The 18,752-nt window shown below is 71.2% G+C and carries 21 protein-coding genes, 1 pseudogene and 1 riboswitch; of the genes and pseudogenes, 15 read left to right on the top strand and 7 right to left on the bottom strand.

Translation table 11 applies throughout. The features are described 5' to 3' along the window. Window positions 1-32: 32 nt before the first annotated feature. Complete coding sequence (locus OG897_RS28875) at window positions 33-632, bottom strand: short chain dehydrogenase (protein ID WP_266661253.1); 600 nt, start codon at window positions 630-632, stop codon at window positions 33-35. 120 nt (window positions 633-752) lie between these two features. Here OG897_RS28875 and OG897_RS28870 point away from each other — a divergent pair, with 120 nt between their 5' ends. After that, complete coding sequence (locus tag OG897_RS28870) at window positions 753-1,637, top strand: LysR family transcriptional regulator (protein WP_266661251.1); 885 nt, start codon at window positions 753-755, stop codon at window positions 1,635-1,637. On the opposite strand, the gene OG897_RS28865 is transcribed toward OG897_RS28870, so the two are convergent. After that, window positions 1,612-2,400 (bottom strand): hypothetical protein, encoded by a 789-nt coding sequence (locus tag OG897_RS28865; RefSeq protein ID WP_266661248.1) that lies wholly within the window; start codon window positions 2,398-2,400, stop codon window positions 1,612-1,614. The genes OG897_RS28870 and OG897_RS28865 overlap by 26 nt on opposite strands. A 489-nt stretch (window positions 2,401-2,889) precedes the next feature. After that, window positions 2,890-3,462, bottom strand: a complete 573-nt coding sequence (locus OG897_RS28860; protein WP_266661244.1) for a TetR/AcrR family transcriptional regulator — start codon at window positions 3,460-3,462, stop codon at window positions 2,890-2,892. A gap of 71 nt (window positions 3,463-3,533) precedes the next feature. On the opposite strand from OG897_RS28860, the gene OG897_RS28855 reads away from it, so the two are divergent. Further along, window positions 3,534-4,427: an NADP-dependent oxidoreductase gene (locus OG897_RS28855; RefSeq protein WP_266661242.1), complete on the top strand. Its 894-nt coding sequence runs from the start codon at window positions 3,534-3,536 to the stop codon at window positions 4,425-4,427. A 114-nt stretch (window positions 4,428-4,541) separates the two neighbouring features. After that, the gene (locus OG897_RS28850; RefSeq protein ID WP_266661240.1) at window positions 4,542-5,186 is read left to right on the top strand and encodes a dihydrofolate reductase family protein; all 645 of its coding nucleotides are present in this window, start codon (window positions 4,542-4,544) and stop codon (window positions 5,184-5,186) included. Between the two features lie 183 nt (window positions 5,187-5,369). Here the strand turns inward: OG897_RS28850 and OG897_RS28845 are convergent, their stop codons facing one another. Further along, window positions 5,370-5,741 (bottom strand): hypothetical protein, encoded by a 372-nt coding sequence (locus tag OG897_RS28845; protein WP_266661238.1) that lies wholly within the window; start codon window positions 5,739-5,741, stop codon window positions 5,370-5,372. Beyond that, complete coding sequence (locus tag OG897_RS28840) at window positions 5,738-6,412, bottom strand: TetR/AcrR family transcriptional regulator (protein WP_266661236.1); 675 nt, start codon at window positions 6,410-6,412, stop codon at window positions 5,738-5,740. The genes OG897_RS28845 and OG897_RS28840 overlap by 4 nt, the downstream gene beginning before the upstream one ends. A gap of 70 nt (window positions 6,413-6,482) precedes the next feature. Here OG897_RS28840 and OG897_RS28835 point away from each other — a divergent pair, with 70 nt between their 5' ends. Further along, entirely contained in the window at window positions 6,483-6,749 is a 267-nt protein-coding gene (locus OG897_RS28835) for a hypothetical protein (RefSeq protein WP_266661234.1), read from the top strand. A gap of 21 nt (window positions 6,750-6,770) precedes the next feature. After that, window positions 6,771-7,475, top strand: a complete 705-nt coding sequence (locus tag OG897_RS28830) for a M15 family metallopeptidase (protein ID WP_266661232.1) — start codon at window positions 6,771-6,773, stop codon at window positions 7,473-7,475. 115 nt (window positions 7,476-7,590) lie between these two features. Here OG897_RS28830 and OG897_RS28825 read toward each other — a convergent pair whose 3' ends face one another. Then, window positions 7,591-8,151, bottom strand: coding sequence for a GNAT family N-acetyltransferase (locus OG897_RS28825; RefSeq protein ID WP_266661230.1), 561 nt, complete (start codon window positions 8,149-8,151; stop codon window positions 7,591-7,593). A 192-nt stretch (window positions 8,152-8,343) separates the two neighbouring features. Further along, window positions 8,344-8,721, bottom strand: coding sequence for an FKBP-type peptidyl-prolyl cis-trans isomerase (locus tag OG897_RS28820; RefSeq protein WP_266661228.1), 378 nt, complete (start codon window positions 8,719-8,721; stop codon window positions 8,344-8,346). A gap of 293 nt (window positions 8,722-9,014) precedes the next feature. Between OG897_RS28820 and OG897_RS28815 the strand changes: the two are divergent. The 10 genes and pseudogenes from OG897_RS28815 to OG897_RS28770 all read left to right on the top strand — a co-directional run bounded on the left by OG897_RS28815 (window position 9,015) and on the right by OG897_RS28770 (window position 18,748). Next, window positions 9,015-10,118, top strand: a pseudogene (locus OG897_RS28815) (DUF5954 family protein). A gap of 169 nt (window positions 10,119-10,287) precedes the next feature. Beyond that, complete coding sequence (locus OG897_RS28810; protein WP_266661226.1) at window positions 10,288-11,064, top strand: thioesterase II family protein; 777 nt, start codon at window positions 10,288-10,290, stop codon at window positions 11,062-11,064. Window positions 11,065-11,080: 16 nt separating this feature from the next. Further along, a riboswitch (TPP riboswitch) is annotated at window positions 11,081-11,206 on the top strand. A gap of 22 nt (window positions 11,207-11,228) precedes the next feature. Further along, window positions 11,229-11,573 carry a bifunctional hydroxymethylpyrimidine kinase/phosphomethylpyrimidine kinase gene (locus OG897_RS28805; RefSeq protein WP_323188126.1) on the top strand — a complete coding sequence of 115 codons (345 nt, stop codon included), beginning with the start codon at window positions 11,229-11,231 and terminating at the stop codon, window positions 11,571-11,573. Window positions 11,574-11,578: 5 nt separating this feature from the next. Then, window positions 11,579-12,268, top strand: a complete 690-nt coding sequence (gene tenA / locus OG897_RS28800; protein ID WP_266661225.1) for a thiaminase II — start codon at window positions 11,579-11,581, stop codon at window positions 12,266-12,268. Further along, window positions 12,265-13,662 carry a cytosine permease gene (locus OG897_RS28795; protein ID WP_266661224.1) on the top strand — a complete coding sequence of 466 codons (1,398 nt, stop codon included), beginning with the start codon at window positions 12,265-12,267 and terminating at the stop codon, window positions 13,660-13,662. The genes tenA and OG897_RS28795 overlap by 4 nt, the downstream gene beginning before the upstream one ends. A 73-nt stretch (window positions 13,663-13,735) precedes the next feature. After that, window positions 13,736-14,281, top strand: a complete 546-nt coding sequence (locus OG897_RS28790) for an AAA family ATPase (protein ID WP_266661223.1) — start codon at window positions 13,736-13,738, stop codon at window positions 14,279-14,281. Between the two features lie 8 nt (window positions 14,282-14,289). After that, window positions 14,290-14,814 (top strand): 2'-5' RNA ligase family protein, encoded by a 525-nt coding sequence (locus OG897_RS28785; protein ID WP_266661221.1) that lies wholly within the window; start codon window positions 14,290-14,292, stop codon window positions 14,812-14,814. A gap of 482 nt (window positions 14,815-15,296) precedes the next feature. Continuing rightward, a complete protein-coding gene (uppS, locus tag OG897_RS28780) occupies window positions 15,297-16,088 on the top strand; it encodes a polyprenyl diphosphate synthase (RefSeq protein ID WP_266661219.1) in 792 nt (263 codons plus the stop codon). Next, window positions 16,085-17,578, top strand: coding sequence for an oxygenase MpaB family protein (locus OG897_RS28775; RefSeq protein ID WP_266661217.1), 1,494 nt, complete (start codon window positions 16,085-16,087; stop codon window positions 17,576-17,578). Before uppS ends, OG897_RS28775 begins: the two co-directional genes overlap by 4 nt. Before the next feature lie 69 nt (window positions 17,579-17,647). Continuing rightward, on the top strand, window positions 17,648-18,748 hold the full coding sequence (locus OG897_RS28770) for an AI-2E family transporter (RefSeq protein WP_266661215.1): 1,101 nt from the start codon (window positions 17,648-17,650) through the stop codon (window positions 18,746-18,748). Window positions 18,749-18,752: the final 4 nt, after the last annotated feature.

Raw genomic sequence — 18,752 nt, 5'->3', positions numbered from 1 at the left:
CCCCGCTCCGTACCTCCGCCCGTCTCGTACTCCTAGCGCACCCGGTACACCTGTCCCGTCTGCGCCCCCTCGACCGCGCGGACGTACGCCGTCGCGACGCGTGCCACCGGGACGGCCTCCATGCCGACGAAGAACGGGCCGTACGCGGGAAGGGACTCCTCCACCACGGTGGGACTCACCACGTTGATCCGCTGCGGGGCGATCTCGATCGCGGCGGCCCGCGCGAACGCCTCCACCGCACCGTTGGCCGCCGAAGCAGCGGCGCCCGCCACGATCGGCTCCTCCGTCAGAACACCGCTGACCAAGGTGAACGAACCGTTCGGTGCCACCGCCCCGAGGCCCTGGCGGACCAGCTCCACCTGGCTGAGCGCCTTGCCCCTGAGCGTCGCCGCGAAGTCGTCCGCCGCCAGGTCGGCCAGCGGCTTGAACACGGCGTCGCCCGCCGCCACGGCCACCGCGTCGAGTCGGCCGACCTGCGCGTACAGCCGCGACACGGCAGCCGGATCGGTGACGTCGCAGATCACGTCGCCGCCGGTCCGTCCCACACCGACCACCTCGTGGCCGCGTTCCACGAGCGCCTTGCCCACCGCGGAGCCCAGCGTGCCACCCGCGCCGACCAGAAGAATCCTCACAGCCCACCGTCCCTGTCTGTTGCAAGCGAGAACCGGGCCCGATCACCCGGCAGGTCCGACGCTACGGTCCCTTCCCGTTCGCCGGAAATGCCGTCTGGGCAGCGACTATGCTCCCCAGGCATGGATGTCGAGCTGCGTCACCTCAGAGCCCTGGCGGCCATCGCCGACGCGGGCACCGTCACCGCCGCCGCGGCCGAGCTGCACATGACGCAGCCCGCCCTCTCGCGCACCCTCGCCCAGTTGGAGACCCGTACGGGAGTGCGGCTGGTCGACCGCTCCTCCCGACGGCTGAGCCTCACCTCGGCCGGGGCGACCCTCGTCGGCCACGGGCGCGCCATCCTCGCCCACCTCGACGCGGCACTCGCCGAGGCCCGGGCCGTCGACCGGCCGCTGAGGCTCGGCTACACCTGCGCCGTCCTCGGGCAGCAGACCGTACCCCTGCTGCGTTCCTGGCGGCGCACGCACGCGCGGACGCCGCTGAACGTCGTACGGGAGGACAACAGCACCGCGGGGCTGGCCACCGGCGACACCGATGTGGCGGTACTGCGTACCGTGCCCGCGGATCCGCGCATCCGCACCGAGGCCCTCTACACGGAGGACCGCGTCGCCGCCCTGCCCGACGACCACCCGCTGGCCGCCCGGGACACCGTGAGCCTGGCGGAGCTCACCGCCGGTCCCGCACTGCCGCTGGCCCTGTGGCCGGACACCGGCACGGCGTCCGTGGAACTCTGGCCCCCGGCGCAGCGCCCCGGCGGCACGGTCGAGGTGCGCAACGTCGACGAGTGGCTGAACCTCATCGCCACGGGCGGGGCCTTCGGGGTGGGCGCGGCGGGCACGGCCCAGAGCCACGGTCACCCCGGGGTGCGCTTCGTCCCGCTCGACGACGCCCCCGCCGCCACGGTCTACCTCGCGTACCCGGTCCACCCCACGCACCCGCACACCGAGGAGTTCCTGGCGGCGGTGCGGGAGGTGGTGAGCGTCAGCCCTTCGGGTACGCCCCGCTGACGAGCTTCTCGCGCAGCACCTGCCACTGCGCCGCCATGTCGTGCACCAGGTACAGGTCCCGGCGTCGGGTCCACGGCTGGCCGGACCGCGGGTCGTACGTGTGGGGCATGGAGTGCCCCTCCGGCGCGTACGCCTTCATGCCCCGGTCCCGTGTGGTCTGCACGCACCGCTTGATGTGGTCGCGGAAACCGACCACACCGGCCGTGCCGATGCCGCCGGGCAGGTGTTGCCTGGCCTTGGCGACCTGCGCGGCCACGCCGTCGGTGCTCAGGTAGGTGATCGTGCCGTCCGGCGCGACCACCGGTTCGATCGACGTGACGTGCCGCATCCGGTACTTGGACTCCAGGAAGCGTGCGATCTCCCACTGCGCGTACACCGGCACCGTGCGGTGCCTGCGGATGCGGGCGACGGTGTCGGCCAGCTCCTCGTTGACCGGGCCCGGCTCGGGGCGCACCTTCGTCGGGTCTCCGCCCCCGGCCGGGGGCCGGTTGCCGAAGCCGTACGCGACGAGGAAGTCCAGCTTCCGCAGGGGCGCGGTCTCGGGACGCCAGTCGAAACCGACGTCGTACAGGTGCGGGACGAGGGAGCGCGCGGCGCCCCTGTCGTCGAGTTCGGCGGACAGCACCGGCAGCATGCGGCGGGCCAGCTCGTCGGGGGCGTGTCTGTCGCCGGGGTGCTCCTGTGCGGCGGCCGGGGTCGCGCCGAGCGCTGCGGGCACGGCGATGGCGGCGGCCAGTCCGGCCGCGAAGTCGCGTCGCTGCATGGTGAGGTGAGCCCCTATCTCTGAGTGGTGCCCGTCAGATCTCTGGGGGCGTTCCCCGTCGACCGTTCCTGCTGCGACGGACGTACGGCTGAACACCGTGGGGCGTTCTCGTGGCGGGAACACGGCGCCGGGAACGCGGCGACCGCGACGGCCGCCCGCCGGACCGACAGCCCGCCTGGCCGTAGGGGTCGACGGTGCGCGGCTCAGTCGACCTCGACGTACGTGATGATGAGGATGCTGCCCAGGGCGGTCCCGTAGAACACGATCCGCGGACGACGGCCACGGACGTGCTTTCGGGGGCTCAGGCAACGTCCGTCGCTCCGGCCTCGTCCTCATCGCGTGGGGCGAGCCCCTTGTCGGCCCGCAGGTCTTCCCCGTCCCGGCGCTCGTCGAGGTCGATGCCCTCCGCGGAAAGGGTGCCCCACCACGTACCGGCCCGAGCCCTCGGAAACCCCTGGGGAACGGAAGTTCCCCGGAGCCGGGCAGAGTTCAGGCGACCGCCCAGGCCGCCTCGATCATCGGGAAGATCTCGTCCAGCGCGGCGTCCGGGTCGGCCGCGTCACGGGCCAGCGCGTACGCGTCGATGACGAACCTCGCGATCGTCCGGCAGGCCGTCGCGCTCTGCGTCAGGCCGGAATCGGCGACGAGGGCCGCCGCCAGCGACTCCGCGTGGCGCAGCCGCATCGACTCCTCGTACTCCCGCAGGGCACGTGACGCGTCGATCATGCGGTAGATCGGAACGGTGCCGTCCGCCGTGCAGTGCCGGACCATCTCCTGGATCTCGCGGCGCAGTGCGGGGATGAGCGGTTCGTGCGGTGCGCGGTGGGTGACCGCCTGCGTGAGGCGGCGCTCGAAGTCGTCGTCCTGCTCGAACACCAGGGCCTCTTTCGAGGCGAAGTGGGAGAAGAGCGTGGTGACGGCCACGTCGGCCTCGGCGGCCACGTCGCGGATGCCCACCGTGTCGTACCCACGCTCCAGGAAGAGCCGCAGGGCGGTGTCGGCGATCTTCTGTCGGGTCGCGGCCTTCTTGCGTTCACGGCGTCCGGTCGTCGGCACAGTCATGCCGCTGACACTAGCAAGGACAAAGGAGTAACCGTTCCAAACATAGAACCGTTAGTGTTACGGTCGGCCGCATGAAGAGAGTGAGCTTCGCCGAGTTCGGCGGTCCCGACGTCCTGCACCTCGAAGACGCAGAGGAGCCCCACCCCGGCCCCGGCCAGATACGCGTCGCCGTACGGGCGGCGGGTGTGAACCCCGTCGACTGGAGGGTCCGTGAAGGCCAGTTCCAGGAGGTCCGCCCGGTCGTCCTGCCCGCCGGAGTCGGGCAGGACGCCTCCGGGGTGGTGGACGAGGTCGGCGAGGGCGTCGGAGGAGTCGAGGTCGGCGACCACGTGTTCGGGCGAGGCACGAGCACGTATGCCGAGTTCGCCGTGCTGTCGGCCTGGGCCCCCATACCCGAGGGGCTGACCTTCGAAGAGGCGGCCGGATACCCCTCGGTGGTGGAGACCGCGCTGCGCATCGTCCGCGAGTCCGGCGTGCGGCCCGGCCAGACACTGCTGGTCAGCGGCGCGTCCGGAGGAGTGGGATCGGCGGTGCTACAGATCGCCCGCGACCGGGGCATCACGGTGATCGGCGTGGCAGGAGCCGCGAACCAGGCGTACCTGCGGAGCCTGGGCGCCCTGGCCACGACGTACGGCGAGGGCTGGGTCGAGCGGGTGCGGCGGCTCGGACGGGTCGACGCGGCGCTCGATCTGGCCGGGTCGGGCGTGATCCGCGAGCTGGTCGAACTGACTGGGGATCCCAGCAGGGTGGTCTCCATCGCCGACCTGGGTGCCCCGGAGTTCGGCGCCCGGTTCTCCGGCGTGACCGGAGACGTTCCGCAGGCCCTCGCCGAGGCCGTACGCCTCATCGCGCGGGGAAAGCTGCACATCCCGGTCGAGAAGGCGTACCCGCTCTCCGACGCCTCGGCGGCACACAGCGACAGCCGGGCCGGTCACACGCGCGGACGCCGGGTCATCGTCGTCTGAGCCGTTCCCCGTCCGGTCACGGGGGTTGCGATGAGTTTGACCGGCCCGGAGAGTCTCACCACTGTTATCGCCCCCAGCACCCAGCACCCAGCACCCAGCACCCAGGAGGAACGCGTGGTTCAGCTCTTGAGAGTCCAGAACTTCAATGTCTCAAGTGACGGCATCGGTGCCGGTGAGGACCAGACCCTCGAAAGGCCGTTCGGTCACGTCGACCCCGAGAGGCTGTTCGCCTGGGCCGGTGCCACGGCGAGCTGGCCCATGCGCACCGACCCCGGGGGGAGCCGGGGCCTGGACGACTACCTCACGCGGGACTACGCGCGCAACATCGGCGCCGAGATCATGGGCCGCAACAAGTTCGGTCCTCAGCGCGGGCCCTGGCAGGACCACGAGTGGCAGGGCTGGTGGGGTGACGAGCCCCCGTTCCGTACCCCGGTGTTCGTCCTCACCCACCACGAGCGTCCTTCGCTCACGCTCTCCGACACCACGTTCCACTTCGTCGACGGCGACCCTGCCACGGTCCTCACGCAGGCCCGGGAGGCGGCGCAGGGCAAGGACGTCCGCCTCGGCGGCGGGGCCACCACCATCCGGCAGTTCCTCGACGCCGATCTCGTCGACACCCTGCACGTGGCGGTCTCGCCGATGAAGCTCGGTACGGGAGTGCGTCTCTGGGAGTCCCCCGACGAGCTGCTCGACCGGTTTCACCTCGACGTCGTTCCCAGCCCGAGCGGGGTGAAGCACCATCTGTTCTGGCGGAAGTGACCGGGGTCTCGCCGCCGTGCCCTTCGCCACTGCCCGGACGTGTCGCCACGCTTCGGCGCAGCCGGGATGAGCGCACCGGGGACATCCGTTTCCCCGCTCCTTCGCGGTTCGCGTCGGGCGTACGGATGTCCCCGCCGGTGAGCCCTTGGGGGCCCCTGGGCCGGTCTGGCCCAGGGCACTCCCTCAGGCGGGGAGGAAGACGTCCTCGTGGGCCCCGTCGAGGATGAACCCGTTGTCGAAGCGGACCCGCACGCTCACGCGCGGCGCCCGTTCCTGGAAGGCGGTCCACGCGGGCTCCAGAGAGCCGACCTTCTCTTCGAGCCGCCTCCTGCTCTCCGTGGGCATCTCGCGCCCGAAGTCGTCGAGCAGCGACTTGAGCCGCTCGTACTCGCGCACGTCGTCGCTCTCGTCCTGATGGCCGTCCACCTGCTCGACGGTCCCGCCGGTGCCCGCCGCCAGGGACAGGGCCCCGACGACGACCCCCGACACCTCAACCGAATCGGTCAGCCGGGTGTCCGCTGCCAGCACCACCCGCTGGCCTGCCGTCAGAGTCATCTGCTCCCCATCTCTCCTGCGTCGGCCGCGTCGGTCGTGCCCGCTGCGTCCGCGCGGTGCAGGAACGCCTCGACGAGGCGGTCGGTGAAAGCCTGGTCGACGGGCTCCGCCGTCACCAGGACGCGGTGGTAGACCGGTCCCACGAGCTGGTCGATCTCCGCCGCCGGGTCGAGTCCGAGGGCCAGCTGGCCGCGTTCCACCGCGCGTTCCAGCGGGAGCCGGTCGCGTCGGCGCTGTTCGTCGAGGTATCCGGACCGCAGGGCGGCGGCGAACGCGGGATCGTGCTGGGCGTGCCCGATGAGGGCCTTGAAGACGGCACCCGCGTCGGACCGGGTGAGGAACAGGGCAAGTTGGCGCAGGTGGGCGCGCAGGTCCTGGGCCAGGTCGCCGTGGTCCGGCGGGGTCAGGGCTTCGGCCGCGTCCTGGAGGAAGGCGTCCAGGAGGATGTCGGTCTTGGTCTTCCACCAGCGGTAGACGGTCTGCTTGGCGACGCCCGCCCGGGCGGCGATGCCCTCGATGGTGACGCCGCTGAAACCCTTCTCGACCAAGAGGTCGTCGGCCGCCTCCAGCACTGCCTGGCGGGCCTGTTCGCTGCGGCCGTGCCTGTTGCCGTGGTGGCGTGCCGCCGGTTGCGGCCGGACCGCCTCGGCGCCCGTACGTCCTTGCTCCATGTCTGCCTCCCGAGGTCAGAGTAGGCCAGAACCTCTAGACGCTACGCAACGGTGCGTCTAGCCTGGGTTGATGACACCACCCAGCACCCTCGAAGACCCGCGCGTCGCCTCCGCCCTCGACCGGATGTTCCGGCATGCCGAGCAGGAGTCGCGGAGCGAGGCGGATGCCGGGGGGCCGGACGTGGGGCGGGCCCGCGAGGTGGCCCGGCAGGAACGGGTTGGCATGCGACCGCCCCGGCGGCAGGACTCCCGGCCTGGCCCTCGGTTTGCCGACGGGTCCTGCGCCGAACGGCGGCTGTTGAGCAGACCGAGCCGTGTCACCGACCGGAAAGAATGATCTTCCCCATACGTTGCGCTGGTGAAGATCAGACGTCGTCTCGTCGCCGTGGTGCTGCCCCTCGCGCTGGCCGTACCCGCCCCGGCATTCCATCAGGCCACGGCGGCGGGGCTGCCGAACGCGATCCGACCGGCCGCAACTGTCCCGTTGGCGGCTCCGCCCTCCCTGGGCATGGTGGTCTCCGCGGCCCCGGCGGCGAAGCTGCGGTTCACCCATCGCGCCGGGTGCCCCGTGGCTCCGAAGGACCTACGGCTGGTCCGGATGAACCACTGGGGCTTCGACGGGCGCCTGCACCACGGCGAGCTCATCGTGCACCGGCGTGCCGTTCCGGCCCTCACACACGTGTTCCGCACGATGTTCCAGGCCCGCTTCCCCATCCGGAAGATGCGCGTGATGGCCGAGTACCGAGGCAACGACGAGGCGGCCATGGCGGACGACAACACCTCGGCCTTCAACTGCCGCCGCGTCACCGGCGACCCGTCCAGGCTCTCCCGGCACTCCTACGGCGACGCCCTCGACATCAACACCGTCGAGAACCCCTACGTCGACGCGTACGGCAGGGTCCATCCCTCCGCCGGACGCCGCTACCTGCGCCGCGACCACCCCGCCAAGGGAATGATCCGACGCGGTGACGTCGTCACCCGCGCCATGGCTCACGTCGGCTGGTACTGGGGCGGCCGCTGGAACCAGCCCGACTACCAGCACTTCTCCGCCAACGGCCGGTAGGGCGAGACCTACGACCGGCAACCGCCCGGCCACCGGGCCACCGGGCCCCATGCCCGGCTGGCCCGGCGATCGGGCGATCGGGCGATCGGGCGATCGGGCGATCGGGCCCAAGGGACTACTTTCCCTGGGCCGCACGCCAGTTCTCTTGAGTCATCGCGAACTCGACCGTGCGCAGATCCGTACCGGGCGGGAACCACTCGGCGTCCGCCAGAAACTCACGGACGCGTTGCAGGCCGAGAGCGGTCAGCGTTGCCTGGGAGGCCGTGTTGGCCGCCGCCGCCATGGCATGGATCCGGGCCAGTCCCAGGTCCTGGAAACCATGCCGGAGCAGTTCACGAGATCCCTCGCTGCCGAGTCCCTGCTTCCAGTGGCGCCGCAGAATCTTGGACCCCAGTTGCCCGTCCTTGGCTTCCTGCTCGGCAGGTCCCGGCGACCGCAGGAGCCAGACGCCGACGAACTCTCCCTCCACGAATCCGGTCCAGTACCCCAGCCCCGGAACGCGCTGGGCATCCGCGATGTTTCCGTGCAGCGCTTCCTCCACCTGCTCACGGCTTCGAGCACCGCCCAGGTAGCGCATGACCTCGGGGTCGGAGTCGAGCTCGATCTGGTGTTCCAGATGCTCGACGGACAGCGGGACCAGGTGGACTCGTCCGGATTTCAAGATCGCTTGAGACATGGGGCAGAGCATCGCAGACTCCACGACGCACCCCGACTCCGGGGTCCACGCGGCCGGATCGCCCAGCAGGCATGCCGGTCCCGCGCCCAGGTAGATGCCCAGAGGCCGTTGCTTGCGGCACGGCGTCGGCACCTGCCCGGCGGTACGTCCTGAACCGCACGGAGACAGCCTCCGGCTGCCGACCGGGCGTCCTCACACCACGGAGAGCAGGTCCACCACGAAGACGAGCGTGGAACCCGCCGGGATCAACGGCGAGGGGGACTGCTTGCCGTAGCCGAGTCGCGGGGGAATGACGATCTCGCGCCGACCGCCGACCTTCATCCCTCTGAGCCCCCGGTCCCAGCCCTTGATGACTCTGCCACCGCCCACCGCGAACTTGAACGGCTCGCCCCGGTCCCAGGAGGCGTCGAACTCCCTTCCGGTCTCGAAGGTGACCCCGACGTAGTGGACCCGTACGACCCTGCCCGGCTTCGCCTCGGGCCCGTCCCCGACGACGAGGTCCCGGACGGTCAGTTCCTGCGGAGCGTCACCCTCCGGGAGTTCGATCGTTGGCTTCGTCCTGTCACTCATCGCTGCCTCGTCGCTCTTCGCCGGAATTCCTCGTACGGAACAGCCGGGCGCACGGTCGCTCCATGCGGTGGGTGATCACGCTACCGAGAACGCCGGTCGACGTGCGACAAGACCGGCTCAGGCCGTGAGCGGGGCCACCGGCCCAGGGGTGGCCGCTGCCGCATCAGCGGCCGTGTTCCGGATGGTCCTGACAGGCGTCGTCGCCCTGAACGGGTTGGGCGGGCCCGTGCGCCGGCCCGGCTGGTGTTCCGAATCCCGCCACCGAAACGTTGCGGTGCCGACAGGATGGCCGCATGAGCCAAGAGGACGCGGGGCCGGGCGGACGGCCCGTGACAGTGAGACTGCCGGTCGAGCCGGTGGAGGCCGCGGTCGAGGCCGATGCGCTCGATGCCATGCGGCAGAACGGCATCCTGGGCGTGCGCGGCCCGCTGTTCGGGGTGGCCGCCCAGAACGCGGCGGACGGACGGTGCTGGCGGGTGGTCGCCGAGGTGACCGACGGCTGCCCCCAACAGGCCCGCGACGCACTGAACTCGCTGCTGTGGCGTCAGGCCAAGGACGACGCCCAGGACAGGGAACAGCGACGGGCTCTGCTCGCCTCGGTCGCCCGTCTGGAGAGCGAGCGCGTCGACGAACTCGCTGTGCTCGGCACCCGTTACCGCATCGTGCGGGCCGAGGAGTACGTCGGCCTGGACACGCTCGGCGACATCGAACTGCCGCGCCCCACCGACCCGGAACCCCTCACCCCCGACTGGGCCCGGAGTGCCAGGGTGCCCCGGCCCAGTCGGGGGTGAGGGGCTGGTCCTGGACCCGGACGCCCCCTCACCCCCACCCTGGCTGCCGAACGGCTGTCGCTGCGCGACCTGGCGTACTCCGGCTCCCGGTTCCCCGACTCCGTACTGCACGACTCCCGGCACGCCCTGGAGACCCACCCTGACGTCCTGCTGCTGCCCGCGACGTTCAGGATCGTGGAGCGCAACAGCGCCGGCACCGCGTGGACACCCGGCAGCACCCTGCACGCCACCGCCCACGACGCCCGCAGGACCCTGGACTTCGCCCTGGTCCGGATGGAGCCGCGCCAGCGCGGTCTCCTGCCCATGTACGGCGCGCACGAGACCGACGCACGCACGGTGGTCGCCGAAGGAACCGGCCCCTCGGTACCCGAACTCGCCGTGTACACCGGGGCCGCAGACCGCCTCCGCGCCGAACGGCTCAACCAGATCGAGGTGAACGGAGCCGTCTCCCGGATCGGCCGCATCCGCCGGCTGCTGCGCTGGGGACCCGACGGCCCGGAAGGCCCCCGCCCCTCCGACATCAGCAACCACGCCCCCGAGCGCATCCACCCGCGCCTCGACGAGGACGGCGTCGTCCACCACGACGCGGAGGAAGCCGACGCGTGACCCCGCACGGCCGTACTCCATGATCGACCGCCGCCGGGCGGGTGAGGCTCCGCCGTGCCGGGCTGTGAGAATCAGGGGACGGCAGTTCGTCCGGAGTCGCCGCTGACGCGTACCCGAACTCTCGGGGCAGGACACGCCAGTTCGGCAGCGACGACAAAGAGGAGCGGTGATGAACGCGAGGCCCCAGGGGACATCGGCTTCCCCGTGGTTCCGGCTGATACGAGGCGGTGGTGCCCCGCGCCTTCGTCTCGTCTGTTTCCCCCATGCCGGGGGTGCGGCGAATTTCTTCCGCTCCTGGGCTCCTCTGGTGCCCGATGACGTGGAACTGCTGGCGGTGCGCTACCCGGGGCGTGAGGACCGGATCTTCGACCCGCCGGTCGAGCGGATGGAGGAGCTGGCGGATTCGCTCGCGGATGCCTGCGCGAGCCTGGCGAGCAGTCCCCTGGCGTTCTTCGGCCACAGCATGGGCGCGTCCGTCGCGTTCGAGGTCGCGGTACGCCTGGCGGCGGCGCCCGGCGCGGTCGGGCCCCGTGCGCTGTTCGTCTCCGGCAGAGCGGGGCCGGGCAAGAACCGTTCCCGAGGGCTCGCCGACGCGACCGACGAGAAGCTGGTCGAGGAGCTCGCCGCCATGAGCGGCTCGACCGCGAAGGCCCTCGCCAACAAGGAGCTGCGGGAACTGCTGCTGCCGCAGATACGGGCCGACTACCGCCTCATCGAGCGGTACACGGCAGCGGTACCGTCGCCGCCTCTGGACATTCCCGTCTGCGCCTACTACGGGGACCGGGACGACAGGGTGGACGAGGACGGGGCGAAGGCGTGGTCCGAGGTGACCCGGTCGGCCTTCGTCACACGTTCCTTCCCTGGCGGGCACTTCTATCTTGAGGAGCACATGGCGCCTCTGGTGGCGGACTTGTTCACCCACCTCGGTACGAAGGACTCGGCCTGAGGGGGGTACATTGCGTGACGACCACCGCGGGAGCTCGGGAGTAGCCGGGCTGAGAGGGCGGACGGGAGTTTCTCCCCTTGCCGCCGACCGCATGAACCTGGACCGGGTAATGCCGGCGTAGGAAGGGTGTTGACGATGGATGCTGCCTCCAGGGCGTCACCGGCATCCATATCCATGCCGTACCCGCGGCGTTCGTCACCGAACAGCTCCACACACTCTTCGCCGACGTCCCGGTGGACGCCGTCGTCGCGGCAGCCGTCGCGGACGCCCTGGAGCGGCACCGTCCCCGGTACGTCGTCCTCGCCCCCGTGATGGTCTCGACCAGCGGCCACCGCCTCCTCGCCACCGACGCGGTGGCGGTGCCGCGCGACCGCTCGCAGCGCGACGACTGGCAGACCGCCGTCCGCGCCGCGCAGGAGCACCTGACGGGGGCTCTGCGCGCTGCCGACACCCCGCGGGTCGGCAGCGACCACGGTCCCGTCCACCACTTCCACCCGTACTGGAGCTGATCTGCATGACCACGACCTTCTGCGACGAGCTGTGGACCGACACGGCCGGGATACGTACGGCCATCGACAAGCTGCCGTTCGTCACGGGCCTCGGCGACGGCACCCTGGACCGGGAGAAGTTCGTCCACTACCTGGCCCAGGACGCCCACTACCTGCGCGACTACGCCCGCGCGCTGGCCAGCGCCGCCGCGAAGGCGGACCGGCCGCAGGACATCGCGTTCTTCGCGAAGTCCGCCCACGACGCCGTCGTCGTCGAGAGCTCCCTGCACGAGAGCAACGTCGTCGACGTCGACGCCTGGACACCCTCCCCCACCTGCACCGGATACACCTCCTACCTGCTGTCCGTCGCCCACACCCAGGGCTACCCCGAGCTGGCCGCCGCGGTCCTGCCCTGCTTCTGGATCTACGCGGAGGTGGGCCGGGCGCTCCTCGAACAGGCCGGTGACCTCGCCGCCCACCCGTACGGCGACTGGATCGGCACGTACGCCGACGAGGAGTTCGAAGCCGCCACCGAGCACGCCCGACAGATCGTCAACCGGCTCGCGGACCAGGTCGACCCGGCCACCCGCGCCCGGATGCGCACGGCCTTCACGACCGCGTCCACCTGGGAGTGGATGTTCTGGGACGCCGCCTGGCGGATGGAGTCCTGGCCCTTCGACACCGCTCCCGCCCAGGTTTCGGAGCCCGCGAAGTGACGACCGGCGTCGAACCCACCACCCCGAGACCGGCCCCGGCGAACGAGGCTCCGCTCACCCTCGGCCAGCCCACGCCCAAGGTCCTGACCGGCCTCGACCAGGGCGCCTTCTGGGCCAACCTGGGCGTCAGCCTGCTCGGCTTCAGCGGCATGCTGGTCGTCCTGGACCCGCTGGGCACCGGCAGTCCGACCCTGTCGTTCGCCGCCGCCGTCACCGCGTCCGTCGTCGGCACCCTGATCGGCACCGCCGCCCTCGGCCTCGCCGCCATCACCGGGGCCCGCACCGGCGCGCCCTCGATGGTCCTGCTGCGCGGCCTGTTCGGCGCGAAGGCGTCCTACCTGCCGACCGTCCTCAACGTGCTCCAGATGGTCGGCTGGGCCGTCTTCGAGCTGGTCGTCATCTCCACCGGCCTGAAGATCCTGGCCCGTCAGGTCTTCGGCGACCCGGGACCCGGCTGGCTGTACGTGCTCGTCGCGGGCGCGGTGACGACCGCGCTCACGCTCCGCCCGCTGGGCGCCCTGCGCATCATCCGCCGTTACGTCACCGTCGCCGTCGTCCTGGCCATCCTCTACCTGGGCTGGGACCTGGCGGGGCGCGGCATCCCGATGGAGGGCGGCTCCTGGAAGGACTTCTGGTTCGCGGCCGACAGCGTGATCGCCGTATCGATCTCCTGGCTGCCGTTGGTCGCCGACTACGCGCGGCACTCCCGCAGCGAGAAGGAGGCGTTCGGCGGCCTGGTCGTCGGCCAGACCCTCGCGGGCATCGCGGGCTCGGTCCTCGGCGTGGCCGCCCTCGCCATGATCGCGTTCGACAGCACCGACCCGTACAAGGTCTTCGACCCCTTCACCGCCACCAGCGTCGGCGTGGTCTGCTTCGGTGTCCTGGTGCTGCGCGAGGTCGACCAGTCCTTCGCGAACGTGTACTCCACCGCGGTCTCCGCCCAGAACCTGCTGCCCCGGGCCGACCGCCGCGTCCTGTGCCTGATCAGCGGCAGCCTGGCCACCGGTCTGGCGCTCCTGGTGAACATGGACAGCTACGCCAGCTTCCTCTACCTGATCGGCGCGGTCTTCATCCCGATGTTCGCCGTCCTGGTCGTGGACTTCTTCGTCCTCGGCGGCCACCGCACCTGGGACGTCTCCGAGCAGGCCCCCACCCGCTGGGTCATGCTCGTGCCCTGGGCACTCGGCTTCGCCGCCTACCAGCTGATCGCCCCCACGAAGATCGCGGGCTGGTCCGACTTCTGGGCCTGGCTCCAGGACACCGTGGGTCTCACCGTCCAGCCCTGGATGAGCGCTTCCCTGCTCTCCTTCGCGGTGGCCGCCGTCGCCACCCTCGCGGTGGGCCGAAGGCGTCGGCACGTTTTGAGTGTGCCCGGGTCGCATCCCGGCCCGTGACGAAGCCCGTCCGAGACGCCCGGGTTCCCCCGTGGCTCCGACCACCGGGCCCGGCTCACCTAGGGTGAGGGGAATGGAGATCATTCTGGTGAGTGGGCCCTCGGGGTCGGGGAAGACGACCGTCGCGCGCATCCTGGCCGAGAGCATGCTCTCGCCCAGTGTGCATCTGCACACGGACGACTTCTACGCGGCGATCAAGCAGGGTGCGGTGGCGCCGTACCTGCCGGGGGCACACGCGCAGAACGAGACCGTCACCGGGGTGACCGCCCGGGCGGCCGCCGGATACGCCGCAGGGGGCTATCACACGGTGGTGGACGGGGTGATCGGGCCGTGGTTCCTGGAGGCGTACGAGGAGGCGGCGAAGGCCGCGGGGGTCGGGCTGACGTACGTGGTGCTGCGGCCCGACCGGCAGACCGCGCTCGACCGAGGGACGTCCCGCTCCCAGCACCCGCTCACCGACCGGGAGGTACTCGGCCAGATCTACGACGGTTTCGCCGACCTCGGCCCCCACGAGGACAACGTCCTCGACTCCACCGGACTCACCGCAGAGGAGACGGCGGAGGCGGTACTCGGACTTCGGCGCGACGTCATGGCGGGCCGCGACGCGGAAAGCGGGTGAGGACGGCGATGCCCACACCGGGAACCACGGCCGTCCTGGCACTTCTGCCGGAAGCCGACCCTCTGCTGGACCTCGCCGCCGGGGTGGACGCCCGCGCGGTGCGACCGGGTGTCCCGGCACACGCGGCGCTGCTCTATCCGTGGCTGGCCGCCGGGCGGATCGGTGCGGCGGAGCTGGACCGGCTGCGGAACGCACTGGTGCGGGGCGCGGCGGGAGCAGACCGGATTCCGGTCCTGCTGGCCGAGGCCGAGCGGACCGGTGGGTTCGTCGGCGTCCCGGTGCCCGAACTGCACGCCCTGGCCACCGCCGTGCGCACCGCGTTCCCCGAACAGGTCCCGTACGGGGGCCGGTTCGGGCAGGATCCGCCGGTGCACGTCACCGTGGCACTGGACGCCGACGCCGACACGGCCGCCGACATCGCGCACCGCGTCACCGGCCGCCTGCCGATCCGTACCGAGGTCTCCACCGTGCACGTGGTCACCCTCACGCCCGACGGCTGGCGGGGTCTCGCGAAGCTGCCGCTCACCGGCTGACCGGACAGATCGTCCGAAATCGGGACACGTCGAGAGTGCCCCCGTGTCCGCCGACCGGGTGCGTGAGGCCGCCGGTCACCCACTGTTCCGCGAGGCCCTCCGGATCGCCGACGGCGGTCTCGCCGACCCCCCTTCGGGCTCTTCGCCGGTGTCGCCTCCGCCCGGGCGGCGGACACCTCGCGCTGGACGCGTACGCCAAGGGCCTGACGACGACGGACGGGGACTTGGCACTGCTGCTGGCGCAGACGCCTTGCCCGACGGTCACCGGCCCGGGTGGCCCGGCACGTCCCGAAGGCGTCCGCCCCACCCCGGCCCGGTCAACCGGAATGCCCGTTCCCCGAACGGGTGTTCACAGAGTGAACCCATCGGGTACCCCTTACTCCATGTGGTGATTCGGTGGCACGCTGTTCGTGTTGATCAGGTCAGCTCACACAGCACAGCACAGCACACCGCGTCGCTCCGCGTGCGGGAAGGGCATGGACATGCAGCAGGAAGCTGATCGGGGGAGCCCCTCCTCCGCCTCGGATCCTCGGTACGGGGAGACCGGCGGGCAGCGTCGGGTGCCTCGGCACGTCGCCTGCGTCATGGACGGCAACGGCAGGTGGGCGCAGTCGCGTTCGCAGCCGCGGACCTTCGGGCACAGCGCCGCGGAGGCAGCCGTGATCGACGTCATCGAGGCGGCGCGATCGGCCGGAGTGGGGTGGCTGAGCCTGTACGCGTTCTCCACCGAGAACTGGGGACGGCCGAGCAACGAGGTCGACTTCCTGATGCGGTTGGTGCGGCGCGTGGTGCGCAAGCACGCGTTCTTCCTGCACGCACGGGGCATCCGCTGCCGCTTCCTCGGCGTGAGCGATCCGCGCATTCCCGTCGCACTGGCCCAGGACTTCGACGACTTGATGACGCTGACGGGCGACAACCGGGGCATGACCCTGACCGTGGCCTTCGACCACGGCGGACGCCGGGACATCGTCGAGGCCGCGCGCTCGCTCCTGCGCAGTGGGACCCCGGCCGACGCCGTCACCGAGCAGACTTTCGCGGACCACCTTCCGTATCCGGACACGCCCGACGTGGACCTGGTGATCCGCACCTCCGGCGAGCAGCGCATCTCCAACTTCATGCTCTGGCAGGTCGCCTACGCCGAGTGGGTCTTCCCGCCCGTCCTGTGGCCCGACTTCCGCGCCTCCCACTTCCTCGCATCCCTGCACGCCTACCGGCTGCGCGACCGCCGCTTCGGCGGCGTGCTGCCGAACGAGATCGGAGCGACCCGACCGTGACCCTCCAGGACACACCCCCTTCCGGTACCCGAAGCGGCCCTCCGGCAAGTCCGGACTCGCGGTTCGCCTCGTTCTTCGACGACCCCCGGTGGGCCCTGGCCATGATCCGGGCGACGGTGCTGGAAGCCGCGCACCCGGCGATCGGCGCGGCCCTCATCGAGAACTCCACGTTCGTCGCCCACCCGTGGCGGCGCCTGCGCAACACCTTCCTCAGCATGCAGCGCATGGTCGGGGCCGACGAGCAGACGCGGGAGCGCGAGGCGGCGCGGCTGAACCGCATGCACGCCCGGCTGAAGGGGACCGACGCCAGGAACCGGCCGTACGACGCCATGGACCCCGGTGCGCGCGCCTGGGTGGTGGCCACCCTCTTCGAAAGCTCCGTCACGATGTTCCGGCTGAGCGGGCAGCCCCTGGAGCAGGAGTTCATGGAGGAGCTGTACGCCGAGTTCCAGGACATGCTCGGCGAAATGGGCGACGAGCCCGGCCACCTGCCCGAGACCCTCACCGCGTTCTGGCCGTACTACGACAAGGTGGTGGCCGAGGAGCTGGAGAACACGGAGGCGATGCGCGTCATCCTGTACAAGCTCTTCGACCACCTCCCCGCTCCCCCGCTGCTGAGCGGCCTGCCCACCCTGTGGGCGACGGGCCGGGCCCTGGTCGCCCCCGTCGTCGGGGCGATCGCCGTGGCTTCGCTCCCCGAGCCCTTCCGCCGTCGCGCGGGGCTGCCCGAGATGCCCGGCGCGCACACCCTGATGCAGGGCGCCTACCTGGCCGTCGGGCTGACCCGCTTCCTGCCCGCGCGCTGGATCGCGCCGGAGAACGTCATCAGCCTGCTCTCCCTGACACCCGACAGCGACGACCCGCGCGCCCGCACCGTCGCGGCCCTGCACTCCCGGGTGAAGCGGGCCGGTGCCCTGCTCAGGCTCCTCTCCCCGCTTCCCGACCGGCCGGAACCCACCGGGTACGCGACGCCCACCGGGTACGCGACGCCGCCGACCGCGACCGCGCACCGGCACGACGCGGAGGACTTCTTCCGGCAGGTGCTGGACCAGACCGGCAACGGCTCCCTGGACTGGCCGGATCTCGCCGCCATGGCCCGCGAGCTCGCGAGCCGTCTGGACCTGGACGAACCCGAGGAGACCCGGCTCTACCAGGCGTTCGCGGACTGGTGGCGGGAGCTCCAGGCGGCCCTCGACACCGACGGCGACGGCAGCGTCAGCGCCCAGGAGTACGCCGCCGCCGCGCCCTCCCTCGCCGGGCCCGCGCTCATCAGGGTGGCCGAGGTCCTCTTCGACGTGACCGACAAGGACGGCAGCCAGCACATCGACGCCGACGAGTACCGGGCCCTGTTCCGCACCGCGTTCCACCGCGAGGCCACGGGGGCCGACGGTGCGACGTACACCCGCAGCGCCTTCGTGAAGGAGTTCCTCGCGTTCATGTCGGGCCGTCAGCGCACCACCCCGTTCGACCCGCTGCTCGCCGAGGCGTGAGGCCGGGCAGTCAGCCGTGCGGCCGGGCAGTCAACTTCGCGTCAGCAATGGCCATTTATGGCTGACAGAATGTCCGGCATGTTGAGTTCTGTGAAATCCGCCGCCGCTCTCCGACGGGTGGCCCGTATATCTCTGGATCTGCTGCTGGTCCTGGTAACAGTCGCAGCAGTGCTGTGGCTGGTGGGGCAGATGTGGTCGGTGTTCTGGCCGATCGTCGTGGCCCTCCTCCTCACCACCCTCACCTGGCCGCCCGCGCGCTTCCTGCGTCGGCACGGCTGGCGTCCGGCCCCGGCCGCGGGACTGGTCACGCTGGTCTTCCTGCTGGTCGTCGCGGGCGTCGTGACGGTGATCGCGATGCCGGTGGCGTCCCAGGCGGGGCAGCTCAGCGACAGCGTGGTCGCAGGCATCCAGCAGGTGCGGGAATGGGCCTCGGGGCCGCCGCTGAACATCGGTGACGACCAGATCACCAGCGCGCTCGACGAAGCGGTCAAGCGCATCCAGGACAGTGCGGGCAGTGTGCTCACCGCCTTCGGAACCGGTGTCAGCACCGTGGTCAACGGTCTGGTCACCGCGGTCCTCGCGGTGTTCCTGATGTTCTTCTTCCTCAAGGACGGCTCGCGCTTCCTGCCGTGGCTGGCCCGCCAGCTTCCGGGCCGGGCCGCCACCGACCTCCCGGTCGTGGCCAAGCGGTGCTGGCGCACCCTGGGCACCTTCGTACGGTCGCAGGCCCTGGTGGGGCTCCTGGACGCCGTGTTCATCGGCATCGGCCTGTGGATCCTGGGCGTGCCGCTGGTGCTGCCGCTGGTCGTGCTGACGTTCGTCTCCGCGTTCGTACCGATCGTCGGAGCCCTGTTCGCGGGCTTCGTCTGCGTGCTCATCGCCTGGGTGTCGAACGGCTTCGCGGACGCCCTGATCGTTCTGGCGATCATCGTGGTGGTCCAGCAGCTGGAGGGCAACGTCTTCCAGCCGATGATCCAGAGCCGAGGACTCGGACTGCACGCGGGCGTGGTCCTCATGGTGGTGGTGCTGGGCGGCAACCTGGCCGGTGTGGTGGGCAGCCTGCTGGCGGTGCCCGTCGCCGCGCTGCTGGCCGTCATCTGGAACTACCTCCGCGACCAGCTCGACAGCCCCGCACCCGAGCCTTCGGACGGGACCGTACCGCTTCCCTGAGCGG

The sequence above is a fragment of the Streptomyces sp. NBC_00237 genome (genome assembly GCF_026342435.1).
In the GTDB taxonomy this organism is placed as follows: domain Bacteria; phylum Actinomycetota; class Actinomycetes; order Streptomycetales; family Streptomycetaceae; genus Streptomyces.
Note: the sequence above shows the minus strand (reverse complement) of the source record. Positions and strands in the feature narration are given on the sequence as shown.